At 63.5% G+C, this 22,407-nt stretch carries 24 protein-coding genes; 19 read left to right on the forward strand and 5 right to left on the reverse strand.

Annotated features, from left to right (window positions below; translation table 11 throughout):
* Positions 1 to 3 precede the first annotated feature (3 nt).
* Both CFI11_RS05315 and CFI11_RS05320 read right to left on the reverse strand, forming a co-directional pair.
* Positions 4 to 1,059 carry a C4-dicarboxylate TRAP transporter substrate-binding protein gene (locus CFI11_RS05315; protein ID WP_130403779.1) on the reverse strand — a complete coding sequence of 352 codons (1,056 nt, stop codon included), beginning with the start codon at positions 1,057 to 1,059 and terminating at the stop codon, positions 4 to 6.
* Positions 1,060 to 1,095: 36 nt separating this feature from the next.
* Positions 1,096 to 1,737 carry a TetR/AcrR family transcriptional regulator gene (locus tag CFI11_RS05320; RefSeq protein ID WP_130403781.1) on the reverse strand — a complete coding sequence of 214 codons (642 nt, stop codon included), beginning with the start codon at positions 1,735 to 1,737 and terminating at the stop codon, positions 1,096 to 1,098.
* 185 nt (positions 1,738 to 1,922) lie between these two features.
* Here CFI11_RS05320 and CFI11_RS05325 point away from each other — a divergent pair, with 185 nt between their 5' ends.
* The 6 genes from CFI11_RS05325 to CFI11_RS05350 all read left to right on the forward strand — a co-directional run bounded on the left by CFI11_RS05325 (position 1,923) and on the right by CFI11_RS05350 (position 9,172).
* On the forward strand, positions 1,923 to 4,016 hold the full coding sequence (locus tag CFI11_RS05325; RefSeq protein WP_130403783.1) for a 3-hydroxyacyl-CoA dehydrogenase NAD-binding domain-containing protein: 2,094 nt from the start codon (positions 1,923 to 1,925) through the stop codon (positions 4,014 to 4,016).
* A 129-nt stretch (positions 4,017 to 4,145) separates the two neighbouring features.
* Positions 4,146 to 5,339: an acyl-CoA dehydrogenase family protein gene (locus CFI11_RS05330; protein ID WP_130403785.1), complete on the forward strand. Its 1,194-nt coding sequence runs from the start codon at positions 4,146 to 4,148 to the stop codon at positions 5,337 to 5,339.
* Positions 5,340 to 5,342: 3 nt separating this feature from the next.
* Positions 5,343 to 6,452 carry an acyl-CoA dehydrogenase family protein gene (locus CFI11_RS05335; RefSeq protein ID WP_130403787.1) on the forward strand — a complete coding sequence of 370 codons (1,110 nt, stop codon included), beginning with the start codon at positions 5,343 to 5,345 and terminating at the stop codon, positions 6,450 to 6,452.
* Positions 6,433 to 6,864 carry a PaaI family thioesterase gene (locus CFI11_RS05340; RefSeq protein ID WP_130403789.1) on the forward strand — a complete coding sequence of 144 codons (432 nt, stop codon included), beginning with the start codon at positions 6,433 to 6,435 and terminating at the stop codon, positions 6,862 to 6,864. Before CFI11_RS05335 ends, CFI11_RS05340 begins: the two co-directional genes overlap by 20 nt.
* Positions 6,864 to 7,637, forward strand: a complete 774-nt coding sequence (locus tag CFI11_RS05345) for an oxepin-CoA hydrolase, alternative type (RefSeq protein WP_130403791.1) — start codon at positions 6,864 to 6,866, stop codon at positions 7,635 to 7,637. Before CFI11_RS05340 ends, CFI11_RS05345 begins: the two co-directional genes overlap by 1 nt.
* Before the next feature lie 47 nt (positions 7,638 to 7,684).
* Positions 7,685 to 9,172 carry a class I adenylate-forming enzyme family protein gene (locus CFI11_RS05350; protein ID WP_130403793.1) on the forward strand — a complete coding sequence of 496 codons (1,488 nt, stop codon included), beginning with the start codon at positions 7,685 to 7,687 and terminating at the stop codon, positions 9,170 to 9,172.
* 444 nt (positions 9,173 to 9,616) lie between these two features.
* Here the strand turns inward: CFI11_RS05350 and rpe are convergent, their stop codons facing one another.
* Positions 9,617 to 10,309, reverse strand: a complete 693-nt coding sequence (rpe, locus tag CFI11_RS05355; protein ID WP_130409933.1) for a ribulose-phosphate 3-epimerase — start codon at positions 10,307 to 10,309, stop codon at positions 9,617 to 9,619.
* Positions 10,310 to 10,474: 165 nt separating this feature from the next.
* Here rpe and phnC point away from each other — a divergent pair, with 165 nt between their 5' ends.
* The 5 genes from phnC (at position 10,475) to CFI11_RS05380 (ending at position 15,162) form a co-directional block, all read left to right on the forward strand.
* On the forward strand, positions 10,475 to 11,299 hold the full coding sequence (gene phnC / locus CFI11_RS05360) for a phosphonate ABC transporter ATP-binding protein (RefSeq protein WP_130409934.1): 825 nt from the start codon (positions 10,475 to 10,477) through the stop codon (positions 11,297 to 11,299).
* Between the two features lie 59 nt (positions 11,300 to 11,358).
* A complete protein-coding gene (gene phnD / locus CFI11_RS05365) occupies positions 11,359 to 12,261 on the forward strand; it encodes a phosphonate ABC transporter substrate-binding protein (protein ID WP_130403795.1) in 903 nt (300 codons plus the stop codon).
* 67 nt (positions 12,262 to 12,328) lie between these two features.
* Positions 12,329 to 13,192: a phosphonate ABC transporter, permease protein PhnE gene (phnE, locus tag CFI11_RS05370; protein ID WP_130403797.1), complete on the forward strand. Its 864-nt coding sequence runs from the start codon at positions 12,329 to 12,331 to the stop codon at positions 13,190 to 13,192.
* Complete coding sequence (gene phnE / locus CFI11_RS05375; RefSeq protein WP_130403799.1) at positions 13,189 to 14,493, forward strand: phosphonate ABC transporter, permease protein PhnE; 1,305 nt, start codon at positions 13,189 to 13,191, stop codon at positions 14,491 to 14,493. Before phnE (CFI11_RS05370) ends, phnE (CFI11_RS05375) begins: the two co-directional genes overlap by 4 nt.
* A 54-nt stretch (positions 14,494 to 14,547) precedes the next feature.
* The gene (locus tag CFI11_RS05380) at positions 14,548 to 15,162 is read left to right on the forward strand and encodes a chloramphenicol acetyltransferase (protein ID WP_130403801.1); all 615 of its coding nucleotides are present in this window, start codon (positions 14,548 to 14,550) and stop codon (positions 15,160 to 15,162) included.
* Here the strand turns inward: CFI11_RS05380 and phnF are convergent.
* A complete protein-coding gene (phnF, locus tag CFI11_RS05385; RefSeq protein ID WP_130403803.1) occupies positions 15,159 to 15,872 on the reverse strand; it encodes a phosphonate metabolism transcriptional regulator PhnF in 714 nt (237 codons plus the stop codon). The two genes, CFI11_RS05380 and phnF, sit on opposite strands and share 4 nt — an antisense overlap.
* 104 nt (positions 15,873 to 15,976) lie before the next feature.
* Between phnF and phnG the strand changes: the two genes are divergently transcribed.
* Genes phnG through phnN form a run of 8 tightly spaced genes read left to right on the forward strand, consistent with a single transcriptional unit; the run spans position 15,977 to position 21,709 of the window.
* Entirely contained in the window at positions 15,977 to 16,435 is a 459-nt protein-coding gene (phnG, locus tag CFI11_RS05390; RefSeq protein WP_130403805.1) for a phosphonate C-P lyase system protein PhnG, read from the forward strand.
* On the forward strand, positions 16,435 to 17,007 hold the full coding sequence (gene phnH, locus CFI11_RS05395; protein ID WP_130403807.1) for a phosphonate C-P lyase system protein PhnH: 573 nt from the start codon (positions 16,435 to 16,437) through the stop codon (positions 17,005 to 17,007). Before phnG ends, phnH begins: the two co-directional genes overlap by 1 nt.
* A gap of 3 nt (positions 17,008 to 17,010) precedes the next feature.
* Entirely contained in the window at positions 17,011 to 18,120 is a 1,110-nt protein-coding gene (locus CFI11_RS05400) for a carbon-phosphorus lyase complex subunit PhnI (RefSeq protein WP_130403809.1), read from the forward strand.
* A complete protein-coding gene (locus tag CFI11_RS05405) occupies positions 18,117 to 18,950 on the forward strand; it encodes an alpha-D-ribose 1-methylphosphonate 5-phosphate C-P-lyase PhnJ (RefSeq protein ID WP_130403811.1) in 834 nt (277 codons plus the stop codon). The genes CFI11_RS05400 and CFI11_RS05405 overlap by 4 nt, the downstream gene beginning before the upstream one ends.
* Entirely contained in the window at positions 18,947 to 19,708 is a 762-nt protein-coding gene (locus CFI11_RS05410; protein ID WP_130403813.1) for an alpha/beta fold hydrolase, read from the forward strand. The genes CFI11_RS05405 and CFI11_RS05410 overlap by 4 nt, the downstream gene beginning before the upstream one ends.
* A complete protein-coding gene (gene phnK / locus CFI11_RS05415; RefSeq protein ID WP_130403815.1) occupies positions 19,692 to 20,462 on the forward strand; it encodes a phosphonate C-P lyase system protein PhnK in 771 nt (256 codons plus the stop codon). The genes CFI11_RS05410 and phnK overlap by 17 nt, the downstream gene beginning before the upstream one ends.
* 33 nt (positions 20,463 to 20,495) lie before the next feature.
* Positions 20,496 to 21,167, forward strand: coding sequence for a phosphonate C-P lyase system protein PhnL (gene phnL, locus CFI11_RS05420; RefSeq protein ID WP_130403817.1), 672 nt, complete (start codon positions 20,496 to 20,498; stop codon positions 21,165 to 21,167).
* Positions 21,164 to 21,709 carry a phosphonate metabolism protein/1,5-bisphosphokinase (PRPP-forming) PhnN gene (phnN, locus tag CFI11_RS05425; RefSeq protein WP_130403819.1) on the forward strand — a complete coding sequence of 182 codons (546 nt, stop codon included), beginning with the start codon at positions 21,164 to 21,166 and terminating at the stop codon, positions 21,707 to 21,709. Before phnL ends, phnN begins: the two co-directional genes overlap by 4 nt.
* On the opposite strand, the gene CFI11_RS05430 is transcribed toward phnN, so the two are convergent.
* The gene (locus CFI11_RS05430) at positions 21,691 to 22,371 is read right to left on the reverse strand and encodes a DUF1045 domain-containing protein (protein WP_130403821.1); all 681 of its coding nucleotides are present in this window, start codon (positions 22,369 to 22,371) and stop codon (positions 21,691 to 21,693) included. The genes phnN and CFI11_RS05430 overlap by 19 nt on opposite strands.
* Between the last annotated feature and the right edge of the window lie 36 nt (positions 22,372 to 22,407).

Consider the following 22,407-nt stretch of genomic DNA (forward strand, 5'->3'; position numbering starts at 1 on the left):
GGCTTACTCGCTGTCCCAGTTGCGCAGGGGCGTGGCACCGGCGTCGCGCATGGCGCTCATGTAGGTGCTGAGCACTTCGGTCGCGGGTTTGCCCTGGCCGTCGAGTTGGCTGGCCCACTCCCGGGCGGCGTTGTCCATACCGGTGGCCCAGGCCTCACGCATGTCCGTGGGCGCGTCGGTGATGGTGGCGCCGGCCTCCTCCATCGCGGTGAAAGACGCGGTGACGGCGGCTTCGAGTTGGTCGACATACCAGACCTGGGCGGCATCGGCGCCAGCATGGAGAGCGGCGCGCGCATCATCGGTCAGACCGGCATACCAGTCGGCATTGGCGCAGAGGGAGCCAGCATATTGCGCACCCAGACCCGCGCGGGTGATGTAGGGCGCGACCTCGAAGAGCTTGCCGGGCAGGGCGGCGGAGGCAAAGACGATCACGCCGTCATAAACGCCGGTTTTCAACTCGTTATAATAGGTGGTCAGGTTGCCGGAGACACCCACGGCGCCGGTGCCTGAAAGCCAGTTGATGGCAGCACCCGGGGCGGCAATCTTGCGACCGTCGAGATCGGCGAGCGACGTGACGGGGAAATTCGTCATCAGCAGGTAGTCGTCGATCACGATGGGTGCGCCGATATAGGTGACGCCGTTCTCGCCGTAGGCTTCGGTCATGGCGGGTAGGTTGGCGTGCATGTCGTCGATCACGGTGGCGACCTTGCGCAGGTCGGGGCTGACGAAGGGCGTGTAATAGGTGACGTTCTGCACAGCGAGTTTGGCGGGATCGAAGAGGGACTGGCAGGTGCCGATTTCGGCGAGGCCCGCTTCGACGGCTTCCAGCTCTTCGCCCACTTTGGCGAGCGATCCGCCATATTGTTCGGAGAAGGTGATGGAGCTGCCGGACGCCTCCATTTCTGCGGTCACGGTGGGCACGAACACCTCGGAAATCATGCGGATCCAGCGGAAGACCGGGGGGTGACCGGCGGCGATGGTGGCCGAATAGCTTTCGGTGATGCCGGCGGCGGGGATCGCGGTGATGGAGGCCGCGAGGGCCAGTGTCTTGAGTTTCATATGTTTCCTCCTCCCAAAGGTAAACGTGTTGCGCGGTTATGGCTCCGCGTCGATCAGGGCGTTGAGACCGCCCGTTGCGTAGGTGACGAGATGAGCGATGACCTCATCCAGCCCTTGCGGGCTGTCTTCGGCGCCGATCAGGCGCTCGGGCCGGCCATTGCGGGCGACGGTGGCGACGAGGGCGCCGATGGCGAGGTTGTAGCCCCAGCTGATGGCACTGGCCGACGCCTGCGGGCAGGCGGCTTGCAGGGCGGTGATGAAGCGTTTGGCGGTCGGGTCGTAATGCGCCTCGACCAAAGCGGCATCCCGGCTTTCGCCCACGGCGAGGCCTGCGAAGATGCGGGCGTAGGCGCGACCGCCGCCAGCGGGTCCGAGGGGCGGGGCGAGGAGAGCGGTCATGATCTGCTGCACGGCGTCCTTGGCGGTGAGGTTCACCGCGTCGAGCCGTGAGAGGCGTTCGGTGTTGATGATGCCGGAGCGGCGTTCGATCACTGCTGCATAAAGCCCTTCCTTGCCGTCGAAATGATAATGCAGCAGCCCCTGAGCGACACCGGCCCGCACGGCGATGGCCTTCATGCTGGCGCCGGAGAATCCGTCTTCGGCAAAGGCTTCCTCTGCCGCGTCCAGGATCCGGTCACGCGCCTTGGGGGGCGAATCTGTGCGTTGAGGCTCTCCCATAGCTGCAGCATCGGAACTGACTGGTCGATCAGTCAAGAATTATCTTGTGACGCTCCCGACGCGACGTCCGGAAAAAGGCGCTTGATCTTGGGTCAACTCGGACCCTAGCTTGCCCGTGAGACGCGAAAACGTGTTCCGCAGGCCGGAATTGGCGCAGGCGGAGCAAAGACCTTGGGGAGGGGTGAATGAGCGACGCGATTGCATACGAACTGGTGGGTGACATTGCGGTTCTGGCGGCCCAGAACCCGCCGGTAAACGCGCTGGGCGAGCCGGTGCGCACGGGCCTGATGGAGGGCATCGAGCGCGCGGAGATGGACGGCGCCAAGGCGGTTATGATCTACGGCGAAGGCGCCACCTACTTTGCAGGCGCCGATATTCGTGAATTCGGAAAGCCACCGAAAGGCCCCGCCCTGCCGGACGTGTGCGACCGGATCGAAGCGTCGCCGCTGATCGTGGTGTCGTCGATGCATGGCACCGCACTGGGCGGCGGGTTGGAAGTGGCGCTGTCGTCGCACTACCGGATCGCGGTGCCCAAGGCGCGCGTCGGCCTGCCGGAGGTTCTGATCGGCATCATGCCGGGTGCGGGCGGCACGCAGCGTCTGCCGCGTCTGATCGGGTCGGAGAAATCCATCGACGTGATTACAACGGGCCGTCAGGTAGGCGCCAAAGAGGCGCTGGAGCTGGGCATTCTGGACCGCGTTGAAGATGGCGACCCGCGTGAGATCGGGTTGGCCTACACGAAGGAATTGCTTGAGAAAGGCGCGGAGCGACGCGCGGTGAGCGAGATGCCATCTCCCCCGGGTATCGACTTTGACGCGGCCTACGAGGCCGTGTTGCAGAAGGGCCGGGGCCAGCTGTCACCCGCCGTGGCGTTGCGCGGTGTGCAGGCGGCAGCGGAATTGCCGTTCAAGGAGGGCATGAAGCGCGAGCGCGAGCTGTTCATGGAACTGATGAACACCGATCAGCGGCAGGGGTTGATCCACGCCTTCTTCTCCGAACGCGCGGTGAGCAAGCTGCCGGAACTGAAAGGCGTGGAGCCGCGCCCCGTGAGCCAGATCGGCGTGATCGGTGGCGGCACGATGGGCGCGGGGATCGCAACCTCTGCCTTGCTCGCGGGACTGTCGGTCACGATGCTGGAGATGTCACCGGAGGCGGCGGAGGCTGCGCGGGGCCGGATCGAGGGCAATCTGGGCGGCGCGCTCAAGCGCGGCAAGATCAGCCAGGCGCAGTTCGAGGAGATCACCCAGAAGGCGCTGACGCTGACCACCGATTACGAGGGACTCAAGGATGTCGACCTGGTGATCGAGGCCGTATTCGAGGAGATGGATGTCAAGAAGGACGTCTTCCGCAAGCTGGACTCGGTCTGCAAGCCCGGTGCGGTTCTGGCGACGAACACCTCGTATCTGAACGTGGATGAGATCGCGGCGGTGACGAAAAGGCCCGAGGATGTGATCGGGCTGCACTACTTCTCGCCCGCCCACGTCATGAAGCTGCTGGAGATCGTGGTGGCCGACAAGACCGCTATCGATGTGGTGGCCACCGGTTTTGCGCTGGGCAAGCGGATGGGCAAGATCAGCGTGCGCGCGGGTGTCTGCGACGGCTTCATCGGTAACCGCATCCTGGCGACCTACCGGACGGCGGCGGATCATATGATCCTCGACGGGGCCTCTCCCTATCAGATCGACAAGGCGCTGGAAGCGTTCGGCTTTGCCATGGGCCCCTTTGCGGTGGCCGATCTGGCCGGGCTTGACATCGGCTGGGCGGTGCGCAAGCGCAAGCGGGCCGAGGGGCTGGATCCAAATGCGCGCGACAGCTCTTACGCGGACAAGCTGTGCGAGGCCGGCCACTTCGGGCAAAAGACCGGCAAAGGCTATTACGACTATTCCGCCGGTGCCAAGGCGCGGGTGCCAAACCCGGAGGTGATGCCGCTGATCGAGGCGGAGCGCAAAGAGCAAGGCATCACGCCAAAAGACTTCACCGACGAAGAGATCGTACGCCGCTACATGGCCGCAATGGTGAACGAATCCGCCAAGGTCGTCGGCGAGGGCATCGCACGTCGTCCGCTGGACGTGGATATGACGCTGCTCTTTGGTTATGGCTTTCCACGCTATTACGGCGGGCCGCTCAAATGGGCCGATATCCAGGGGCTTGACGGTTTGCTGGCCGACATCAAGCGCTATGCCGAGGAGGATCCGCATTTCTGGCAGCCCGCTCCGCTGCTGGAAGAGTTGGTGGCCGAGGGTCGGACATTTGACGATCTGAACAAGGCGGCGGGCTGATCTGGGTCGGCCTGCCGATGCGGGCAAAAGTGTCGCGGATGGCTGGCCGCGTCGGGGCTGCGCGATATCCTTTTGGGCAGCGATGCGGTCGGACCCGCACCATGGAAATCTATTGACGGAGGACCGAGAATGGACCTGAGTTACTCCCCCGAAGAGATCGCGTTTCGCGATGAAGTACGCGCCTTTCTGGACGCCAAACTGCCCAAGGAGATGTCGGATGTGATCCGCGCGGGTGGTGAGCTGGGCAAGGAGGGCCACGATCGCTGGCACGCGATCCTGAACGAACAGGGATGGCTCGCCCCGAACTGGCCCAAGGAATTCGGCGGGGCGGAATGGAATGCCGTACAGCGGCACATCTTCGAGGAGGAATGTGCCGCGGCTTATGCGCCGCGCATCGTGCCCTTCGGCCTGTCGATGCTGGCGCCTGTATTGCAGAAATTCGGCTCCAAAGAGCAACAGGATCACTATCTTCCGCGCATCCTTAGCGGGGAAGACTGGTGGTGCCAGGGCTATTCCGAGCCCGGCGCGGGGTCGGACCTGGCCTCGCTCAAGACCAAGGCGGTCCGGGACGGCGACCACTACATCGTGAACGGGCAAAAGACCTGGACGACGCTGGGCCAGTACGCCAACTGGATCTTCTGCCTCGTGCGCACCGATCCCGAGGCCAAGCAGCAGGAGGGGATCAGTTTCCTTCTGATCGACATGAACACGCCGGGTATCGAAGTGCGCCCGATCATCCTGCTCGATGGCACGCATGAGGTGAACGAGGTCTGGTTCACGGATGTGAAAGTGCCGGTTGAAAACCTCGTCGGAGAGGAGAACAAGGGCTGGACCTACGCCAAGTACCTGCTGACCCATGAGCGGACGAACATCGCCGGCGTAGGCTTCTCACAGGCGGGTCTGAACGCGGTCAAGCGCATGGCGAAGGCGGAAAAGCACAAGGGCAAGCCACTGATTGAGAACCCGCATTTCGCGGCACGTGTCGCACAGGTGGAGATTGACCTGATGGCGATGTCCACGACCAATCTGCGCATCATTTCCAAGGCCGCCGTGGGCCAGGCGCCGGGGGTCGAGGCGTCGATGCTGAAGGTCAAAGGCACGATCATCCGGCAAGAGATCAACGATCTCGCGCGCCGCGCGGCCGGGCCCTACGCGATGCCGTTCGCGTCCGAGGCGGTCGAGGGCGATAACATGCCCGTGGGGCCGGATTATGCGGGGCCCGTCGCGGCGCAGTATTTCAACAACCGCAAGCTGTCGATCTTCGGCGGTTCCAACGAAATCCAGCGCGGGATCATCGCCAAGACGATGCTCGCCGGAGGGTAAGGCATGAATTTCGACCTGACCGAAGAGCGGCAGATGCTGCAAGACACGCTGCGGCGGTTCCTGCGCGACCGCTACACGACCGAGACGCGCAACACGATCATCGACAGTGAGGCTGGCCTGAGCGCCGAGATCTGGGGCGAGCTGGCAGAGCTGGGCGTGCTAGGCGCTCTGTTCAGCGAAGACCAAGGCGGGTTCGGCGGTGCCGGTTTTGACATCGCCGTGGTCTTCGAAGAGCTGGGCCGCGCCGGAGTGGTAGAGCCGGTTCTGGATACGGCGTTGATCTGCGGTGGCCTTCTGACCGAACTTGGCGACGACGACCAGCGACAGCTGGTGGAGGAGCTGATCGGCGGGGCCCTTCACCTAGCACTCGCCCACAGCGAGCCGGGCAGCCGCTATGATCTCGACGCGGTAGAAACCCAAATCGTACAAAATGGCAGTGATATCGTACTGAACGGTCGCAAGGCCGTCGTTGTGAACGCCGAAGCTGCTGATCACTTGATCGTCTCCGCCCGCGAAGCGGGCGGCCTTTCGCTCTTCGTGGTCCCGTCAGGAACCGCAGGCGTCAGCCTGCGCGGTTATCCCATGCTGGCCGGAGGCCGCGCCGCCGAGGTGATGCTTGACGACGTCCAACTGCCCGAAAGCGCCCGTCTGGGCGCGGGAGGGCGGGCCCTGTCGGCGCTCGAGGCGGTGATTGCCCGCGCCAATGTGGCCCTCGCCGCCGAAGCGCTCGGTGCGATGGAAACTGCGACCGCGCTGACCCGTGAGTACCTGCTTACCCGCAAGCAATTCGGGCGTCCCATCGGCACATTTCAGGCCCTCCAGCACCGGATGGCGGATCTGCTCATAGAGATGGAGCAGGCGCGGTCCGCCGTGATCAACGCGGCAGGATATCTGGAGACCGACCAGCGCGACAAACAGATCGCATCGGCCCGTAACCTGATCGGGCGGGCGGGGCGGCTCGTGGCCGAAGAAGCGATCCAGCTGCATGGAGGGATCGCGATGACGCAGGAATACGAGCTTGCCCATATCGCCAAGCGGATCGTGATGACGGACCATCGTTTCGGCGACACCGACTACCACCTGGAGCGGTTCATTGAACTCAGCGCCGCCTGAAGCGGGGGTCATCCTCGCTCAATCCGGGGCACAGGCGCTGGTGGGGTATGTCGTCGATGTGGGCCAGCCCGACCGGCTGGGCCGCGCGTGGCTCGACATCACCGACCGGCATACCAACCGCAACGGGATGCTGCATGGCGGGCTGATCGCGATGCTGCTCGACGCGGCCTGCGGCTTCACCGCGTCGATGCGGCTGGGCGGTGCCGCGCTCACGCCGCTCGTGACCGTGTCGCTGACCACCCAATTCGTGGCCGCCGCCAAGGTCGGTCAACGCGTGACGGCAATCGGCTATCCGTCGGGCGGCGGGCGCAAGATCGCTTATGTGCATGGTGAATTGAAGGACGAGGCGGGGCAGATGATTGCCACCGCGTCGGGCGTGTTCAAGGCAGTTCCCGCAGAAAGGTTCAAGTGATGCTGGCACGGATCGAGGATCAGGGCGACCGGCTGGTTGTGGTCAACATGAACGCCGAGAAGCGCGGCGCGCTGTCCCCGGATCTTTATGCGGCGCTCATGGAGGCGCTGGCGAAGGCGGAAGAGGGCCGGGTCCGCGCGCTGCTGCTGACGTCGGAAGGCGGATTTTTCTGCGCGGGCGGGGATCTCAACGTGCTGGTCTCCCGTCGGGACCTGCCGGAGGCGGAAAGACGTGACAAGATTGACGATCTGCACGACCTGATCCGGGGTATCCGGGCCTGCCCGGTGCCGGTAATCGCCGCTGTCGAAGGTGGCGCGGCGGGGGCCGGGGCCTCTCTGGCTCTGGCCTGCGATCTGATCGTCGCGGCAGAGGGCGCGAAATTCGTGGCGTCCTATGTCAAGGCCGGGCTGGTGCCGGATGGCGGGCTGACCTCTGCTCTGGCCCGCATGGTTCCAAGGCCCTTGGCGATGGAGATGTGTCTGCTGGCACGGCCTGTTTCGGCCGAGCGGATGGCCGCCATGGGCGTGGTCAACGAACTCGTTGCACCGGGGCAGGCATTCGACGCGGCCCAGCGATGGGCCGACGCGGTCGCGCAAGGCCCGAGAGAGGCGCAGAGGGTGATCCGGGGGCTGGTGTCGGATGCCTATGAGGCCACGCAGGCTGCTCAGCTTGATGCCGAACGCGACGGGATGGCTCATGCGGCGGGCGGGGCGGAGGCTGCCGAAGGCATTGCGGCGTTTCTGGAAAAGCGCAAACCTGCTTTCGGAGGCTGACGGTCGCAGACTAGGGCTCAAGCTACGGCGCAGGGGAGGGCGCGGGGATGGAGCGATTTCATGGGTATCTCGATCACCAGGTAGAGACACGCGGCACGGCGCTGGCGCTCACCGATACGCTGGGCACGGAATGGTCCTTTGCCGATTTGAGTGCGGCGGCGGATGACATGGCGGGTGTGCTGCGCGCAGCGGGCGTGCGACGCGGTGACAGGGTGTTGCTGCTGGCGGAGAATTGCGGCGCTGCGGTGGCGACGGTTTTTGCCTGCTCGCGGCTAAAGGCTTGTGCGGTACCGGTCAATGCCCGCCAGACCGAAGCGGAGATCGGGCGCATCATCCGCCATGCCACGCCGGCGGCGGTGGTGGCGACCAGTGCTGTGTCGCCGGATGCGGCCGCCCATGCTGAACGGATGGGCGCGGCAGAGGTGACAGGCGCCTTTGGGACGATGCATCTGGCCGCGCAGAAAAGCGACCCGGACGAGGAAGACGACGTTGCAGTGATGCTTTACACCACCGGGACGACGGGGGCGCCCAAAGGGGTGATGCTGACCCATTCCAATGTGCGCTTTGGCGGACGGACGTCGGCCAACCTGCGGGACATGGTCACCGAAGACCTGATCTATGGCGTCTTGCCGATGACCCATGTCTTTGGTCTCTGTTCGATGATCGGGGCGGCGACCTATCGCGGCGCGCCCCTGCGCCTGGAGGCGCGGTTTTCGGCGGCCAAACTTTACGAGGCGCTGAGAGACGGTGTGACGCTGCTGTCGGCGGTCCCGCAGATGCACGCGCTTTTGATGCAATACACAAAAGAGCAAGGTCTGGACCGGTTGGGCAGCGAGACGCTGCGCTATGTCTCCTCCGGAGCGGCGCCTCTTGATCCGACCTGGAAGCGCAAAGCGGAAGCGTTCTACGGAGTGGCGATCCAGAACGGATATGGCATGACGGAGACGACGGCGGGCGTGTCGGCCACGATGAACGCGCTGGGCGATCCGGACATTTCTGTCGGCCCGCCCCTGCTGGACGTGGAGGTGCGGGTCGACCAGACCGTACCAGGCGGCGGAGAGGGCGCGGGCGAAGTGATGACCCGCGGGCCGCATATCATGAAGGGGTACTTCCGGAACCCGGAGGCGACCGAGGCGGTGCTGGACGATGAGGGCTGGCTGCGGACAGGGGATCTGGGGCGGATCGATGAACGCGGGCATCTGCATATCCTGGGCCGCTCTAAGGAGCTGATCATTCACGGCGGGTTCAACGTTTATCCCCCGGAGGTGGAAGCGGCGCTCAACGATCACCCGCGCGTCATCCAGTCGGCGGTTGTGGGCCGCATGGTGGACGGGGATGAAAAGGTGATGGCCTTTGTGCAGATCGCCGAGGGGGACGATCTGGATGCTGCGGAATTGAAGGATTTCGTCGCAGAGCGGCTGGCGGGATATAAACGCCCCTCACAGATCGTGCTGGCGACGGTTCTGCCTGCAGCGCCTACGGGAAAACTCTTGAAACACAAGATGCTGGAGCATTTTGCGGATCAGCTGGGATAAGGATCGCGTTTTTCCTGAAGGAAAAACGCGAGGCCTCCGGCGGGGGTATTTTGAGAAAGTGGAGAGATTGGGGTGCGCCGATGGGCGGATCGAGAACGTTTGAGCTGGCTGTCCGGTCATGTTCCAAGGCGCCTTTTAGGTGTGGGTGTGCGCGCGTTAAGGTTAATGGATGTCAGGGTTAATGTGCCTGAACGTGCGAAGAATGCCGTTTGGCGGCGAAGGACGTGATTTAGGTGTGTGATTGTCTTGGCGAGCGGTCCTCTTAGGGGTTGTTGGACCTGATCGGACCTCACTGCATCAGCTTGGGTTAATTTGTGTCGAGGCCCAGGCCCCTGCCGGGTCGTCTCGCCGCCGATGAACTATTGATCATCAGGGTAGACGGTTGTTGGCCCTGTCGGGGTTGTCTGTGGGCGCTTCGGCCTTCTGTCCGCAGGATGTACAATATCAGACGTAGACGCCTTGGGCGGCCTCGCGGATTGCGCGGATGTTCTGGCCGTAAATGTCCGGGCTGGAGACCGAGCCGCCCCGAAAAACGGCTGAGCCTGCGACAAGGACATCGGCGCCGGCCTGGGCGACGAGAGGGGCGGTTTTTGGGTCCACGCCGCCGTCGATCTCGATATGGATGGGACGATTACCGATCAGGTCGCGGACTTTCCGGGTGGTCTCGATCTGGCTGGCGATGAAGCTTTGACCACCGAAGCCAGGGTTGACCGTCATGACGCAGACAAGATCGATCATGTCGAGCAGCGGCTCGATGGCACTCGCCGGCGTGCCTGGGTTCAGGGCGACACCGGCCCTGGCACCGGTGGCGCGGATCGCCTGCAGGGTGCGGTGGATGTGAGGACCCGCCTCTATATGAGCGGTGATGACATCGGCGCCTGCTTTGGCGAAGGCCTCGATATAGGGATCTACGGGCGCGATCATCAGGTGAACATCCATCACCCCCTTGATGTGGGGCCGGATCGCGGCGCAGGTCGTGGGGCCGAAGGTGATGTTGGGCACGAAATGGCCATCCATCACGTCCACATGCACCCAATCCGCGCCCTGTGCCTCGATCGCCTCGCATTCGGCGCCAAAATTGGCGAAATCAGCGGACAGGATGGAGGGCGCGATCTTGATCGTGCGGTCGAAGGACATCTGCAAAGCCTCGAAACAGGGTGCGTTGCGGTGGATATAACGGTTCACGGCCAGGCTGTGTAGAGGCCGATGCACACCCGCCGTTACAAAATATTCATGCTCCCGACATAAATCGTTTGAGCGATGGCGATAGCAGACCCCCCGGAACGGATGGGGATTTTCTGCGTGTTGCGGATCGAAAAACTGACCAAGCGGTTCGGTACAAATGTTGCTGTCGATGCGGCGACGTTGGATGTCGATAAGCCGACAATGCTGGGCATCATCGGTCGGTCCGGCGCGGGCAAATCGACGTTGCTGCGAATGGTCAACCGGCTTGCGGATGCGACCGAAGGGCGGATCGTCTTTGAAGGGCGGGACGTGACCGCGCTGACCGGCAAGGCCAAGCGCGCTTGGCAGTCGGAATGCGCGATGATCTTTCAGCAGTTCAATCTGGTGCCGCGCATGGATGTGGTCAGCAACGTGCTGCACGGCACGCTGAACCGCCGCTCGACGCTGGCCACGATGTTCAACCTTTATCCGACCGCTGACATCCACCGCGCCATCGACATTCTGGACCGTCTGGGCATCGCCGAACACGCGCCCAAGCGGGCCGAGGCGCTGTCGGGCGGGCAGCAGCAGCGGGTCGCGATTGCGCGGGCGTTGATGCAGGATCCGAAGATCATTCTGGCCGATGAGCCGATCGCCTCGCTCGATCCGATGAACGCGCAGACCGTGATGGACGCGCTGCGCCGCATTCATGAAGAAGACGGGCGGACGGTCATCGCCAACCTGCACACGCTCGATACCGCGCGACGCTATTGCGACCGCGTGATCGGAATGCGCGATGGCAGGATCGTGTTCGACGGCCTGCCGGAGCAACTGACCACCGGTGTGGCCCGGGAGATCTATGGCGCGGGCGCCGATTTCTCCGAAGCGGCCACCTCAACCGAAATCGACACGCTCGATGCCACCACCGCCGCCGCGCGGATGGACGCCAAGGCGGTCGTCTGACTTTCATCACCCGGCGCCGGGGGATGGCGTGCGGGACACCAACAGGAGAGACCTTGAAGATGAAAAAAGTCCTTGCTGCCCTCGTGGCATCCACAGCCCTGATCACGCCGGCCTTCGCCGAAGGTGTGAGCGAATTTCGCATCGGCATTCTGGGCGGCGAAAACGCGCAGGACCGGCTGAACAGCTACCAGTGCCTGGCCGACAAGACGACCGAATTGCTGGGCGTAGAAACGAAGCTCTTTGCTCCTGCCGACTACAATGGTGTGATCCAGGGCCTTCTGGGCGGCACCATTGACATGGCGTGGCTGGGCGCATCGGGCTATGCCAAGACCTTCCTGAGCGATCCGGAGGCGGTTGAGCCGATCCTGGTGAAGGTGAACCAGGACGGTGGCTATGGCTACTTCTCCATCGGCTTTGCCCGCAAGGACGCTGAAATCGCCAACCTTGAAGACATGCAGGGCAAGGTGTTTGGTTTCGGTGATCCGAACTCCACCTCCGGCTACTTGATCCCGTCCATCGAGATCCCCGAGGCAACCGGCGCGACGATGGATTCGGGCGACTATTTCGGTGAAGTGAAATTCACCGGTGGCCATGAGCAGACCATCGTTGCCGTGGCCAACGGCGACATCGACGCAGGCGTGACCTGGGCCGACGGTCTGGGCGAGTGGGAAGACGGCTTCAACTCCGGCGCGCTGCGCAAGGCGGTCGATGCGGGCCTCGTCGATATGAACGATCTGGTGCAGATCTGGCAGTCCAAGCCGATCCCGGAAGGCCCCATCGTGCTGCGCAAGGCGCTGCCCGAAGACACCAAGGTCAAGATGACCGCGCTCATGGCGTCTTTGCCCGCCATCGACCCGGACTGCGCCTATGGTGTTCTGTCGGGTGAGGCGAAAGGTCTGCAGCCGATCACGCACGAAGCCTACGAAGTGATTATCGAAGCGCGCAAATTGAAGTCCAACTGATTTTAGCACCAATGATGCGGGGTCCGGTGTATCGCCGGGCCCCGTTTTTTGCAGGCAGGGGCCGGATATGGCGGACGTGACGGCGGGGCCTTCGGGTGGCATCCGTGATGATTATATGGCGCAGGTGCGCCGCAAGCGGGCCTATTCCGGGCTGCTACTGATCCTCTTCGTGGCTTTGATGGTGGCGGGGTTCTCTACCGCCGATGCGCGCAACGCCGGTAGTTTCTGGGATGGCATCACGCATGTCTTTGACTATCCCAGCGAGGTTCTGGGCGAGGCGGTAGAGAAGGCCGCCAACCTGCCAGGCCATATGTGGCGCTACATTCCGGCACTGATCGAAACCATCAATATCGCGGCTGCTGCGACGCTTGTGGGCGCCATTTTCGGCACGCTTCTGTCGCTACTCTCCACTCGGGGCCTGGCGCGCTGGCCCATGATGATCCCGCTTTTCCGGCGCATCATGGATATCTTCCGCGCCATCCCGGAAATCGTCATCGCGCTGGTCCTGATCTTTGTTCTGGGCGGGGGTCCCGTGCCCGCGATGATCGCCATTGCAATCCATACGGCAGGCGCCATCGGCAAGCTCTTTTCCGAGGTCAACGAGAACGCCTCCCTCAAGCCGGTCGAGGGCCTGCAGTCCGTGGGTGCCACATGGACGCAGCGCATGTGGCTCGGGGTGATCCCACAGGTCTCGCCCAATTACATCAGCTACGCGCTGCTGCGGTTCGAGATCAACATCCGCGCCTCCGCCATCCTTGGCTTCGTGGGCGCGGGCGGCATCGGGTACGAGTTGCGCAATGCGATGTCCTGGGGGCAGGGCCGCTACGATCAGGCGGCGGCGATCTTCATCCTTCTGTTCCTGACCATTGTGGTGGTCGATCAGATCTCCAGCGCGCTGCGCGAGCGGTTGACCCACGGAGTACGCCCATGAGCATGGCCGAGACGCTGAAGGCGGATACCGACCGCCTGTTCACCCGCAAAAGGCTGACCAATTTCGCTATCCCCGGCGCGGTGCTGGCTTATCTGGTTTATGTCTTCTTCGCCTTCGACGTGCCGGGTCTTGCGCAGCGCGCCAGCCTCGAGAATGCACGCACACTGGTGGCCGACAGCTACAGCTACAAAACGCACGTCACCCGAGACAATCGCAACGGCGAGATCGAGGTCGCCATCGAAGGCGAGCGCAAGGGCCGCTATCCCGAAGGCACCGCACCCGACTGGGTCGCCATGGGGGAGACAACGCAGATCGACCTTGGCGACGGGCATGTCGTCTTTTTCGGGCCCGAAACGATCACCTATGACATTCCCGGCTACGGCCTTGTCGAAGCCACACCCGGCCGCAGCGGCGTGAACGCGATCCTACCCGAAGGCGACCTGCCCGACTGGATCAACGCCTCGAAAAATCGCCTCGCCATCACCACCGAGGCAGGCCGCGTCACGATCACGCGCAACCGCTCCGAAGTGTTCCGCTACTTCACCGGGTGGGAGCTTTTCTGGTTCACCCTCGACAGCCCCTATCACGGGCTGAGCACGGGAGAGGTCGCAACCCGTGCCCTGTCGGGAGAGGCAGGCGCCATCGTCTCGGATATCTGGAATAACGGCATGTGGCGACACAAGGATGTCGTCTGGGCGATTTTTGAGACGATCCTGATGGCCTTCCTCGGCACCTTCGGCGCGGCCATCGTGGCGCTGCCCCTTGCCTTTGCCGCCGCGCGCAATTTTTCGGCCTTCGGCGCCTTGCGTTTTGCCATGCGCAGGCTCTTCGACTTCGTGCGCGGGGTGGACGCCCTGATCTGGACAATCATCCTCGCCCGCGCCTTCGGCCCCGGCCCTCTGACCGGCGCGCTCGCCATCCTCGTCACCGATACCGGCACTTTCGGCAAGATCTTCTCCGAGGCGCTGGAGAATGTGGACAACAAGCAGATCGAAGGCATCGCCTCGACCGGCGCGAAACCGATCCAGCGCTACCGCTTTGGCGTGATCCCGCAGATCGTCCCGGTGCTGCTCAGCCAGATCCTATATTTCCTGGAATCCAATACCCGCAGCGCGACGATCATCGGCGCCATCACCGGCGGCGGGATCGGCCTGATGCTGACCCAGGCGATCATCACCCAAAAGGATTGGGAGGAGGTGAGCTACTACATCATTCTCATCATCCTGATGGTGGTGTTGATGGACTGGTTCTCCGGCTGGCTCCGCCGGCGCCTGATTGCCGGGGACGAGAGCGGACGGTAAGGTCCTTCATCTTGCCAGATAAACTCCCGCCGGAGGCATAAAATCTCTTCACGCATGCCCAAACTCACCCAAGAGCCGCTGATCCATGAAGACTGCACCATCGCGCACAGCCATCTTGGCCGGTATGTCGAGATTGCCTACGGGACCCGCGTGACGGCGTCGGAGATTGGCGACTATTCCTATTGCGACCGTCTATGCGACATTGCCAATGCAAGGATCAGCAAATTCTCCAACATCGCAAGTTGCGTGCGGATCGGCGCGACGGACCACCCGCTCGACCGCGCCAGCCTGCACCATTTCATGTATCGTTCGCACGATTACTGGCCGGATGCCGAACGCGATGAGGCCTGGTTCGCGCATCGGCAGACCCGCCTTGCCCATATCGGTCATGACACCTGGATCGGCCATGCCGCGCAGATCAAGCCCGAAGTGACCATCGGCCACGGTGCGGTCGTGGCCTCCGGCGCCATCGTCACCACGGATGTGGCCCCTTACACAATCGTCGGAGGCGTGACGGCAAAGCCCATCCGGCGTCGTCTGCCGGAATCGGTGGCGGAGCGCATGGTGGCGCTGGCCTGGTGGGACTGGGGCCACGACCGGCTCCGCGCGGCTTTGGAGGATTTCCGGACGCTCAAGGCCGAAGCTTTTCTGGCCAAGTACGAGCCCTAGTCATCGGCGTTGAGCGTCAGCGTCACCCGGTCACCGGCAAACCATGTCCGCCCATATTCCACCGGAACACCGGCGTCATCGGCATTTATCCCGACAGAGCGCAGGATCGGCGCGCCTTCCGCGATCCTGAGATGCAGGGCCTGTGTCGCGGTGGCGAGCTTGGCTGTAAGCCGGGTTGAGATCCGCGTGTAGTCCGTGACCCCGCTGAGTTTCAGGGCCTCGGTGACCGATTGTGTCTCCTCCAGAGCCATCAAAACACCGGGTAGTCGTTGGGCGGGAAAAACGCTCTGGAAAATCGCGATTGGCTGATCGTCGGCAAGCGAAAGCCCGTCATAGACATGAACCGGATCGCCTGTCGCCAGATCAAGCGCCGTGGCTTCCCGCTGATCCGCCACGCGTGTGACAAGCGACAGGATCCGCTTGGCCGGAACCTGTCCACCCGCGGCCACGTTCTGGTGAAACCGCACGCGCCGCCCGATCGGGTAATCCGTGGGTCGGGCCGTCACGAAGACACCTGCCCCCCGGCGCGCATGCACCAGCCCCTGATCCGCCATATCCGCCAGCGCCCGGCGCACGGTATGCCGGTTTACGCCGAACCGCGCGGCAAGCTGCGCTTCGGTCGGCAGCCGGTCTCCGGTCGCGAAGCGCCCCTCGCCGATATCTGCGGTCAGCGCGCGGGAAATCGAGGTCCAGATCGCGGTGCGGGCCATGCTGTCATCAACTTTTCACATCAGGCGGGTTGCGGCGCGGCGCACCGCAGGATAAGATTTGTATAGTTGTATAAATTAAATAGACAAATGCACAAGGGTCAAAGATGAGCGACGCCGCAGCAGATGCGAAGACAGCCCGCCAGGGCTGGATGAGCCTTCTGGCCAAAGCGCCGGAGGCCGTCTTTCTGAACCTCTGGTCAGACTATGGCCCCAAACCTGACTTCACCTGGCTGCGCGCCCCCGAAGTCGGAGGGGTCATGGTCCGGGGCCGCATGGGTGGCTCGGGTGCGCCATTCAACCTGGGCGAAATGACAGTCACACGCTGCAGCCTGACCCTTGCGGGCGGGGCGGTCGGTCATGGCTACGTTCAGGGCCGCAGCAAGGCCAAGGCCGAAGCGGCAGCCATCGTCGATGCACTGATGCAGACGGATGCTGCGGGCGCGGTCGAGGCTGCGGTCCTGCGACCGCTCTCCCAAACCGTCGAGGCGACCAAAACCCGCCGTGCGGCAAAGGCTGCGGCGACGAAGGTCGAATTCTTCACGCTCGTTCGGGGAGAGGATTGATGCAGAACACGGTTTTTTCCGGTGGTTTCGCGGATGCCCCGATTGACGCGGCCCGTGCCTTTCGGGTCGCCATGAACGTGATGGCCCGGCCTGGACGGATCGAAACGCTCGCCACCGCCGCCCCGCCCGCGCCGCTCGGCCCTGCGGCGGGCACGCTGATCCTGACGCTTTGCGACATGGATACGGGTCTCTATCTTGCCGGTGCAGCCGACACGTCCGATATACGCGACTGGATCGCCTTTTACACCGGCGCGCCGATGGTCACTGCGGATCGTGCGGTCTTTGCCATCGGCACATGGGCGGACCTTCAGCCCCTTCATGCCTACTCGGTCGGGCGCAGCGATTATCCTGATCGGGCCTGTACGCTGATCGCGGAAGTCCCCAAGCTGGAGGCTGCGGGTGCCGTCTTGCGCGGGCCCGGAATTGAAACCACGGCCCAGCTTTCGGTGCCTGACCCAGATCAGCTGGCCCGCAACGCCGCACTCTACCCACTGGGGCTCGATTTCTTCTTTACGTGCGGCGACGTCTTGGCGGCATTGCCGCGCAGCACGCAGATCGGTGCGGAGGAATAGGCGATGTATGTTGCGGTCAAAGGCGGCGAACGCGCCATCGAGAATGCCCATGCCTGGCTCGCCGAAGAGCGTCGTGGCGACAAGGCTGTCGCCGAACTGAGCCTGGCCCAGATCCGCGAGCAATTGAGCCTGGCGGTCAATCGGGTAATGGCGGAAGGCTCGCTTTACGATCCTGAGCTGGCTGCCTTGGCGATCAAGCAGGCGCGGGGAGATCTGATCGAGGCGATCTTTCTGATCCGAGCCTATCGCACGACCTTGCCGCGTTTTGGTGCAAGCGCCCCGGTCGAGACCGGGCGGATGGCCTGCACGCGCCGCATCAGCGCCACGTTCAAGGATGCGCCCGGTGGGCAGGTTCTGGGGCCGACCTTCGACTACACGCACCGGTTGCTAGACTTCAAACTGGCGGCTGAAGGCGAGGTGGCCGCCGCGCCGGAGGGCGCGCCCCGCACGGAGCCATTGCCGCATATCACATCGTTTCTGAACGAGGAGGGCGTGATTCAGCAGGAGCCGGAGAGCAATATCACGCCCGGTGATATGACGCGCCAACCGATGGAGTATCCCGTGGACCGGGCCGTGCGACTGCAGTCCTTGACACGCGGTGACGAGGGCTTCGTGCTTGGCATGGCCTATTCCACCCAGCGCGGATATGCGCGCAACCATGCCTTTGTGGGGGAACTGAGGATCGGAGCGGTTCCGGTGGAGATGGAGGTGCCGGAGCTTGGGTTCTCCATCGAGATCGGTGAGCTGGAACTGACCGAATGCGAGACGGTGAACCAGTTCAAGGGTTCAAAGACAGAGCCGCCGCAATTCACGCGCGGTTATGGGCTGGTTTTCGGGCAAACCGAGCGCAAGGCCATTTCCATGGCGCTGGTGGATCGGGCGCTGCGCTGGGAGGAGTTGGGGGAAGAGAATGTCGGCGCGCCCGCACAGGATGCGGAGTTCGTGCTGAGCCACGCGGATAACATTCAGGCGACGGGCTTTCTGGAGCATATCAAGCTGCCGCATTACGTGGACTTTCAGGCGGAGCTGGAGCTGGTGCGGAAATTGAGGCAGGAGGCGGCGGAGCGCTCCTCCGCCCGTGCGGGCGTCGTCGCGGCGGAGGCGGCGGAATGAGGGAGTACAACTTTGCCTATCTGGACGAGCAGACGAAGCGGATGATCCGGAGGGCGATCCTGAAGGGGCTCGCAGTCCCAGGCTATCAGGTGCCTTTTGCCAGCCGAGAGATGCCCATGCCCTATGGCTGGGGGACAGGCGGGGTGCAGGTGAGTGCGGCCACGCTGACGCCCGACGATACATTCAAGGTGATCGACCAGGGCGCGGATGACACGACGAACGCGGTATCGATCCGGAAGTTCTTTGAGAAGACCGCGGATGTGGCGGTCACGGAGAAGACGGCGGATGCGACTGTCATTCAGACCCGCCATCGCATCCCCGAAACACCACTGACCGAAGACCAGATCCTTGTCTATCAGGTCCCCATCCCTGAGCCATTGCGCTTTCTGGAACCGAGAGAGACGGAGACCCGCAAGATGCATGAGCTGGAAGAATACGGGCTGATGCATGTGAAGCTTTACGAGGATATCAGCCAGCACGGCGCGATCGCGACCTCCTACGCCTATCCGGTACGGGTGAACGAGCGGTATGTGATGGATCCCTCGCCGATCCCGAAATTCGACAATCCGAAGATGGAGATGGCTGCGATCCAGCTTTTTGGGGCGGGCAGGGAGCAGCGGATTTATGCCGTACCGCCTTTTACCAAGGTGGTGAGCCTGGATTTTGACGACTACCCCTTCGAGGCGAGCAAGGCGGAGCATGCCTGCGATCTCTGCGGTGCGGAAGACAGCTATCTCGACGAGGTGATTATGGACGATGCGGGACGGCGGATGTTTATCTGCTCGGATACCGACTATTGCAGCGCGCGGCGGGAGGCACCGGGGGCATGAGCCGCGTGGTCCTCAGTCAGACAGGCCAAGGTCGCAGCCTTGTCTTCTTGCACGGGGCAGGGGTCGATGCGGAGATGTGGGCGCCCCAGGTCGCAGCATTTGCAGACGACCATCGGGTGGTATGCGTGACCTTGCCGGGGCATGGGGCGTCAGGCCCGGTGCGCGGCGGCGTGCCGGGAATGGCAGAGGACGTGCAGCGCGCGTTGCAGGCTGCAGCCGTTGCGCCATACGCGGTGATCGGTCTTTCGCTGGGTGGAATGGTCGCGCTGGAACTGGCCGCGCGCTGGCCGGAAGACGTGAGCCATCTGGTGATGGCGGAAGCGGTGCCCTATGTCGCCAAAAGCGGTCTGGGGAGGGCGGCGGGGCAGGCCTTTGTCGGGCTGGTCTGGGCGCTTGGCCCAGCCTTGTTCCGGGCGTTGCCGGACAGTCAGATGGGGGCGGAAACGCGGGAGGCGGGCGCCTATACCAAGGCCGCGTTGCAGAAGATGAGCCGGGGTGCGCTGGGCGACACGCTGGGGGCGGCGTTGCGTTATGACGGACGCCGACACCTTGAGGGGATCACCCAGCCGAGCCTGGTGATGGTGGGCGAGAAGAACCGCCAGACCCATGTCCGCGCACGCTTTGCCGCAGATCAGATCCCGAACGCGGACTTTCATGTGCTGAAGGGCGCGGGCCACATCGCCAATATCGATGCCGCGGAAGCTTTCAACGCAAAAGTGCGCAGCTTTCTGGAGGCTGATCATGACGCCGCTGCTTGAGGTCCGTGACATCGCGAAATTCTATGGCACACGTGTCGGCTGCACCGAGGTGTCATTCGATCTCTATCCCGGAGAGGTGATGGGGATCGTGGGCGAAAGCGGGTCCGGGAAATCGACGCTGCTGAATTGCCTTGCGGGGCATCTGACGCCGGATACGGGCCAGGTGATCTTTGATACGCGCGCCGAGGGGCCGGTCGACACGGTTCGAATGTCTGAGCCGGAGCGCAGGATGTTGGGCCGGACAGACTGGGCCTTTGTCCATCAGCATGCGCGGGACGGTCTGCGCATGGGGGTGAGCGCGGGTGGCAATATCGGTGAGCGGTTGATGGCGGTCGGTGCGAGGCATTATGGCCAGATCCGGGGACAGGCGGCGGATTGGCTGGGACGGGTCGAGATCGATGCAGGCCGCATCGACGACCGGCCCACGGCATTTTCCGGCGGCATGCAGCAACGCCTGCAGATCGCGCGCAATCTGGTGACGGGGCCACGGCTTGTTTTCATGGACGAGCCGACGGGTGGGCTCGATGTCAGTGTGCAGGCGCGACTGCTCGATCTTCTCCGCGGGCTGGTGCGGCAGATGGGGCTGAGCGCGCTGATCGTGACCCATGATCTGGCGGTTGTGAGGTTGCTGGCGGACCGGCTGATGGTGATGAAAGACGGATGCGTGGTGGAAACGGGGCTTACGGACCAGGTGCTTGACGATCCGCAGCATGGATACACGCAACTGCTGGTGTCGAGCGTGTTGCATGTGTGAGCCCTTTCCGTATTTGGATCGAGAAGAAGAGCGATGATTGAACTTCAGAACGTCTCCAAGAGTTTTACACTGCACAACCAGGGAGGCGCGGTGATCCCGGTTATGGCCGGAGCAACCTTGCAGGTCGAACCGGGGGAATGCGTGGCGCTGACCGGCGCGTCGGGTGCGGGCAAGTCGACGCTGATGCGGATGATCTACGGGAATTACCTGACGGCGTCCGGGCGCATCGTTGTAGGTGACGTGGATGTGGCGCAGGCAGCATCACGAGAGATCATTGCGCTGCGGCGCGAAACGCTGGGCTATGTCAGCCAATTCCTGCACGTTGTGCCACGGGTGCCCACGCGGGAGGTGGTTGCCGAACCGCTTCTGTCCCTAGGCGTGGCGGAAGGGGAGGCGCTGGCGCGGGCAGAGGCGCTCTTGGCACGGTTGCGCATCCCGGAACGGCTCTGGTCGCTGAGCCCAACCACGTTTTCCGGCGGAGAACAGCAGAGGGTGAATATCGCACGCGGTTTCGTGCATGACTATCCGGCGCTCTTGCTGGATGAGCCGACGGCGAGCCTTGACGCGGACAATCGTGATACCGTGCTGGACCTGATCCAGGCGGCGAAGGCCCGCGGGGCAGCAATTGTCGGGATCTTTCACGATCTGGCGGCCCGGAAGCGGGTCTGTGATCGGAATATCGATGTGTCGGAGTTTACGCCATGACGGGGCGCCTGATCGCGGTGGTCGGCCCTTCGGGTGTGGGCAAGGACAGTCTCATGCAGGCACTGGCGGCGGCAGATCAAACGACGATCTGCGCCCGCCGCGTCATCACCCGGGCGGCGGATGCGGGCGGCGAGGCTTTCGACGCCGTAGACAAGACCGTGTTCGACGACATGGTCGCGAAAGGACATTTTCTGCTGCACTGGGGGGCATACGGCCTGTCCTATGGTGTGCCGGTTCAGGTTAAGGAGGAGTTGCACGCTGGTCGGTCGGTTCTTGTCAATCTGTCCCGTTCCGTCCTGCTGGACGCTCAGAAGAAAGTGCCCGACTTGATCGTACTGTCCCTTGTCGCATCGCGGGAGGTGCTGGCAGAGCGGCTGAGCCTGCGAGGCCGTGAAGACAAGGCGGATCGCGCGCGGCGTCTGGACCGTGCGGTGTTGCCGCTGCCGGAGGGGCTGGCCTGCGTCTATGAGGTGGATAACAGCGGGCCGCTGTCCGAGACCGTGGCCGAGTGTCGCGCGCTGCTTCACCCGGAGAGGGTATAGCGATGCAAAAGGTGGAACCGACCATCCGCTGCTTCGCCGACCAGCGCGAGGTCGGTGATATGGAACGGACGGGGCAGAAGCGGGACGAGATGTGTTCCCAGAATGGCCTCGATCTCGGCAAGGTCCCTTTTGGGCAGGCGACTGGTCAGGGTGATGTGGAAGCGAAACGCGTCCATCACGTAAGGATACCCCCAGGTTACCAGATTGGCCTCCTGCTCCGTCGTCAGATTGGCGGCGCGGCGACGCTCCAGCTCCGCCGGGTCGGCGGGCGCGCGAAAGGGATCAAGCGTGCGCACGACGGTTGCGGCCAACGCGCGAATGGCCTCCTCTGCGCCGTCCGGGCGCAGGGCAAGAAACGCGCCCAGACGGGCAAGATGCAAACCGTCCAGGCGGATCGGCCCAAGACGGCCGGCAAGGGCCTCGCAGGCGCGGCGCAGCTCCGCTTCGGTCTGTTCCGCCGCCAGTTTGAAGGGCGGTTTTATGGTGCCGTGAAGCCCGTATTTCCGGGGCGTTTCGGTGATTGCCGATATGTCCAGCGGAAGGTCGGGATGCGCGGCCTCGACCCCGCCCAGCATATCCCAGCCAAGCCAGCTGGCGCCGAATTGCGCCCATCGCGCCCCTTTGGGTGGCGCGTAGTAGATTGCATAGCGTGTAGGGGGCATCCTCGACGATCTCCTGCGCGACCCAGATGGCAAAAT

Source organism: Thalassococcus sp. S3 (assembly GCF_004216475.1).
GTDB lineage: Bacteria > Pseudomonadota > Alphaproteobacteria > Rhodobacterales > Rhodobacteraceae.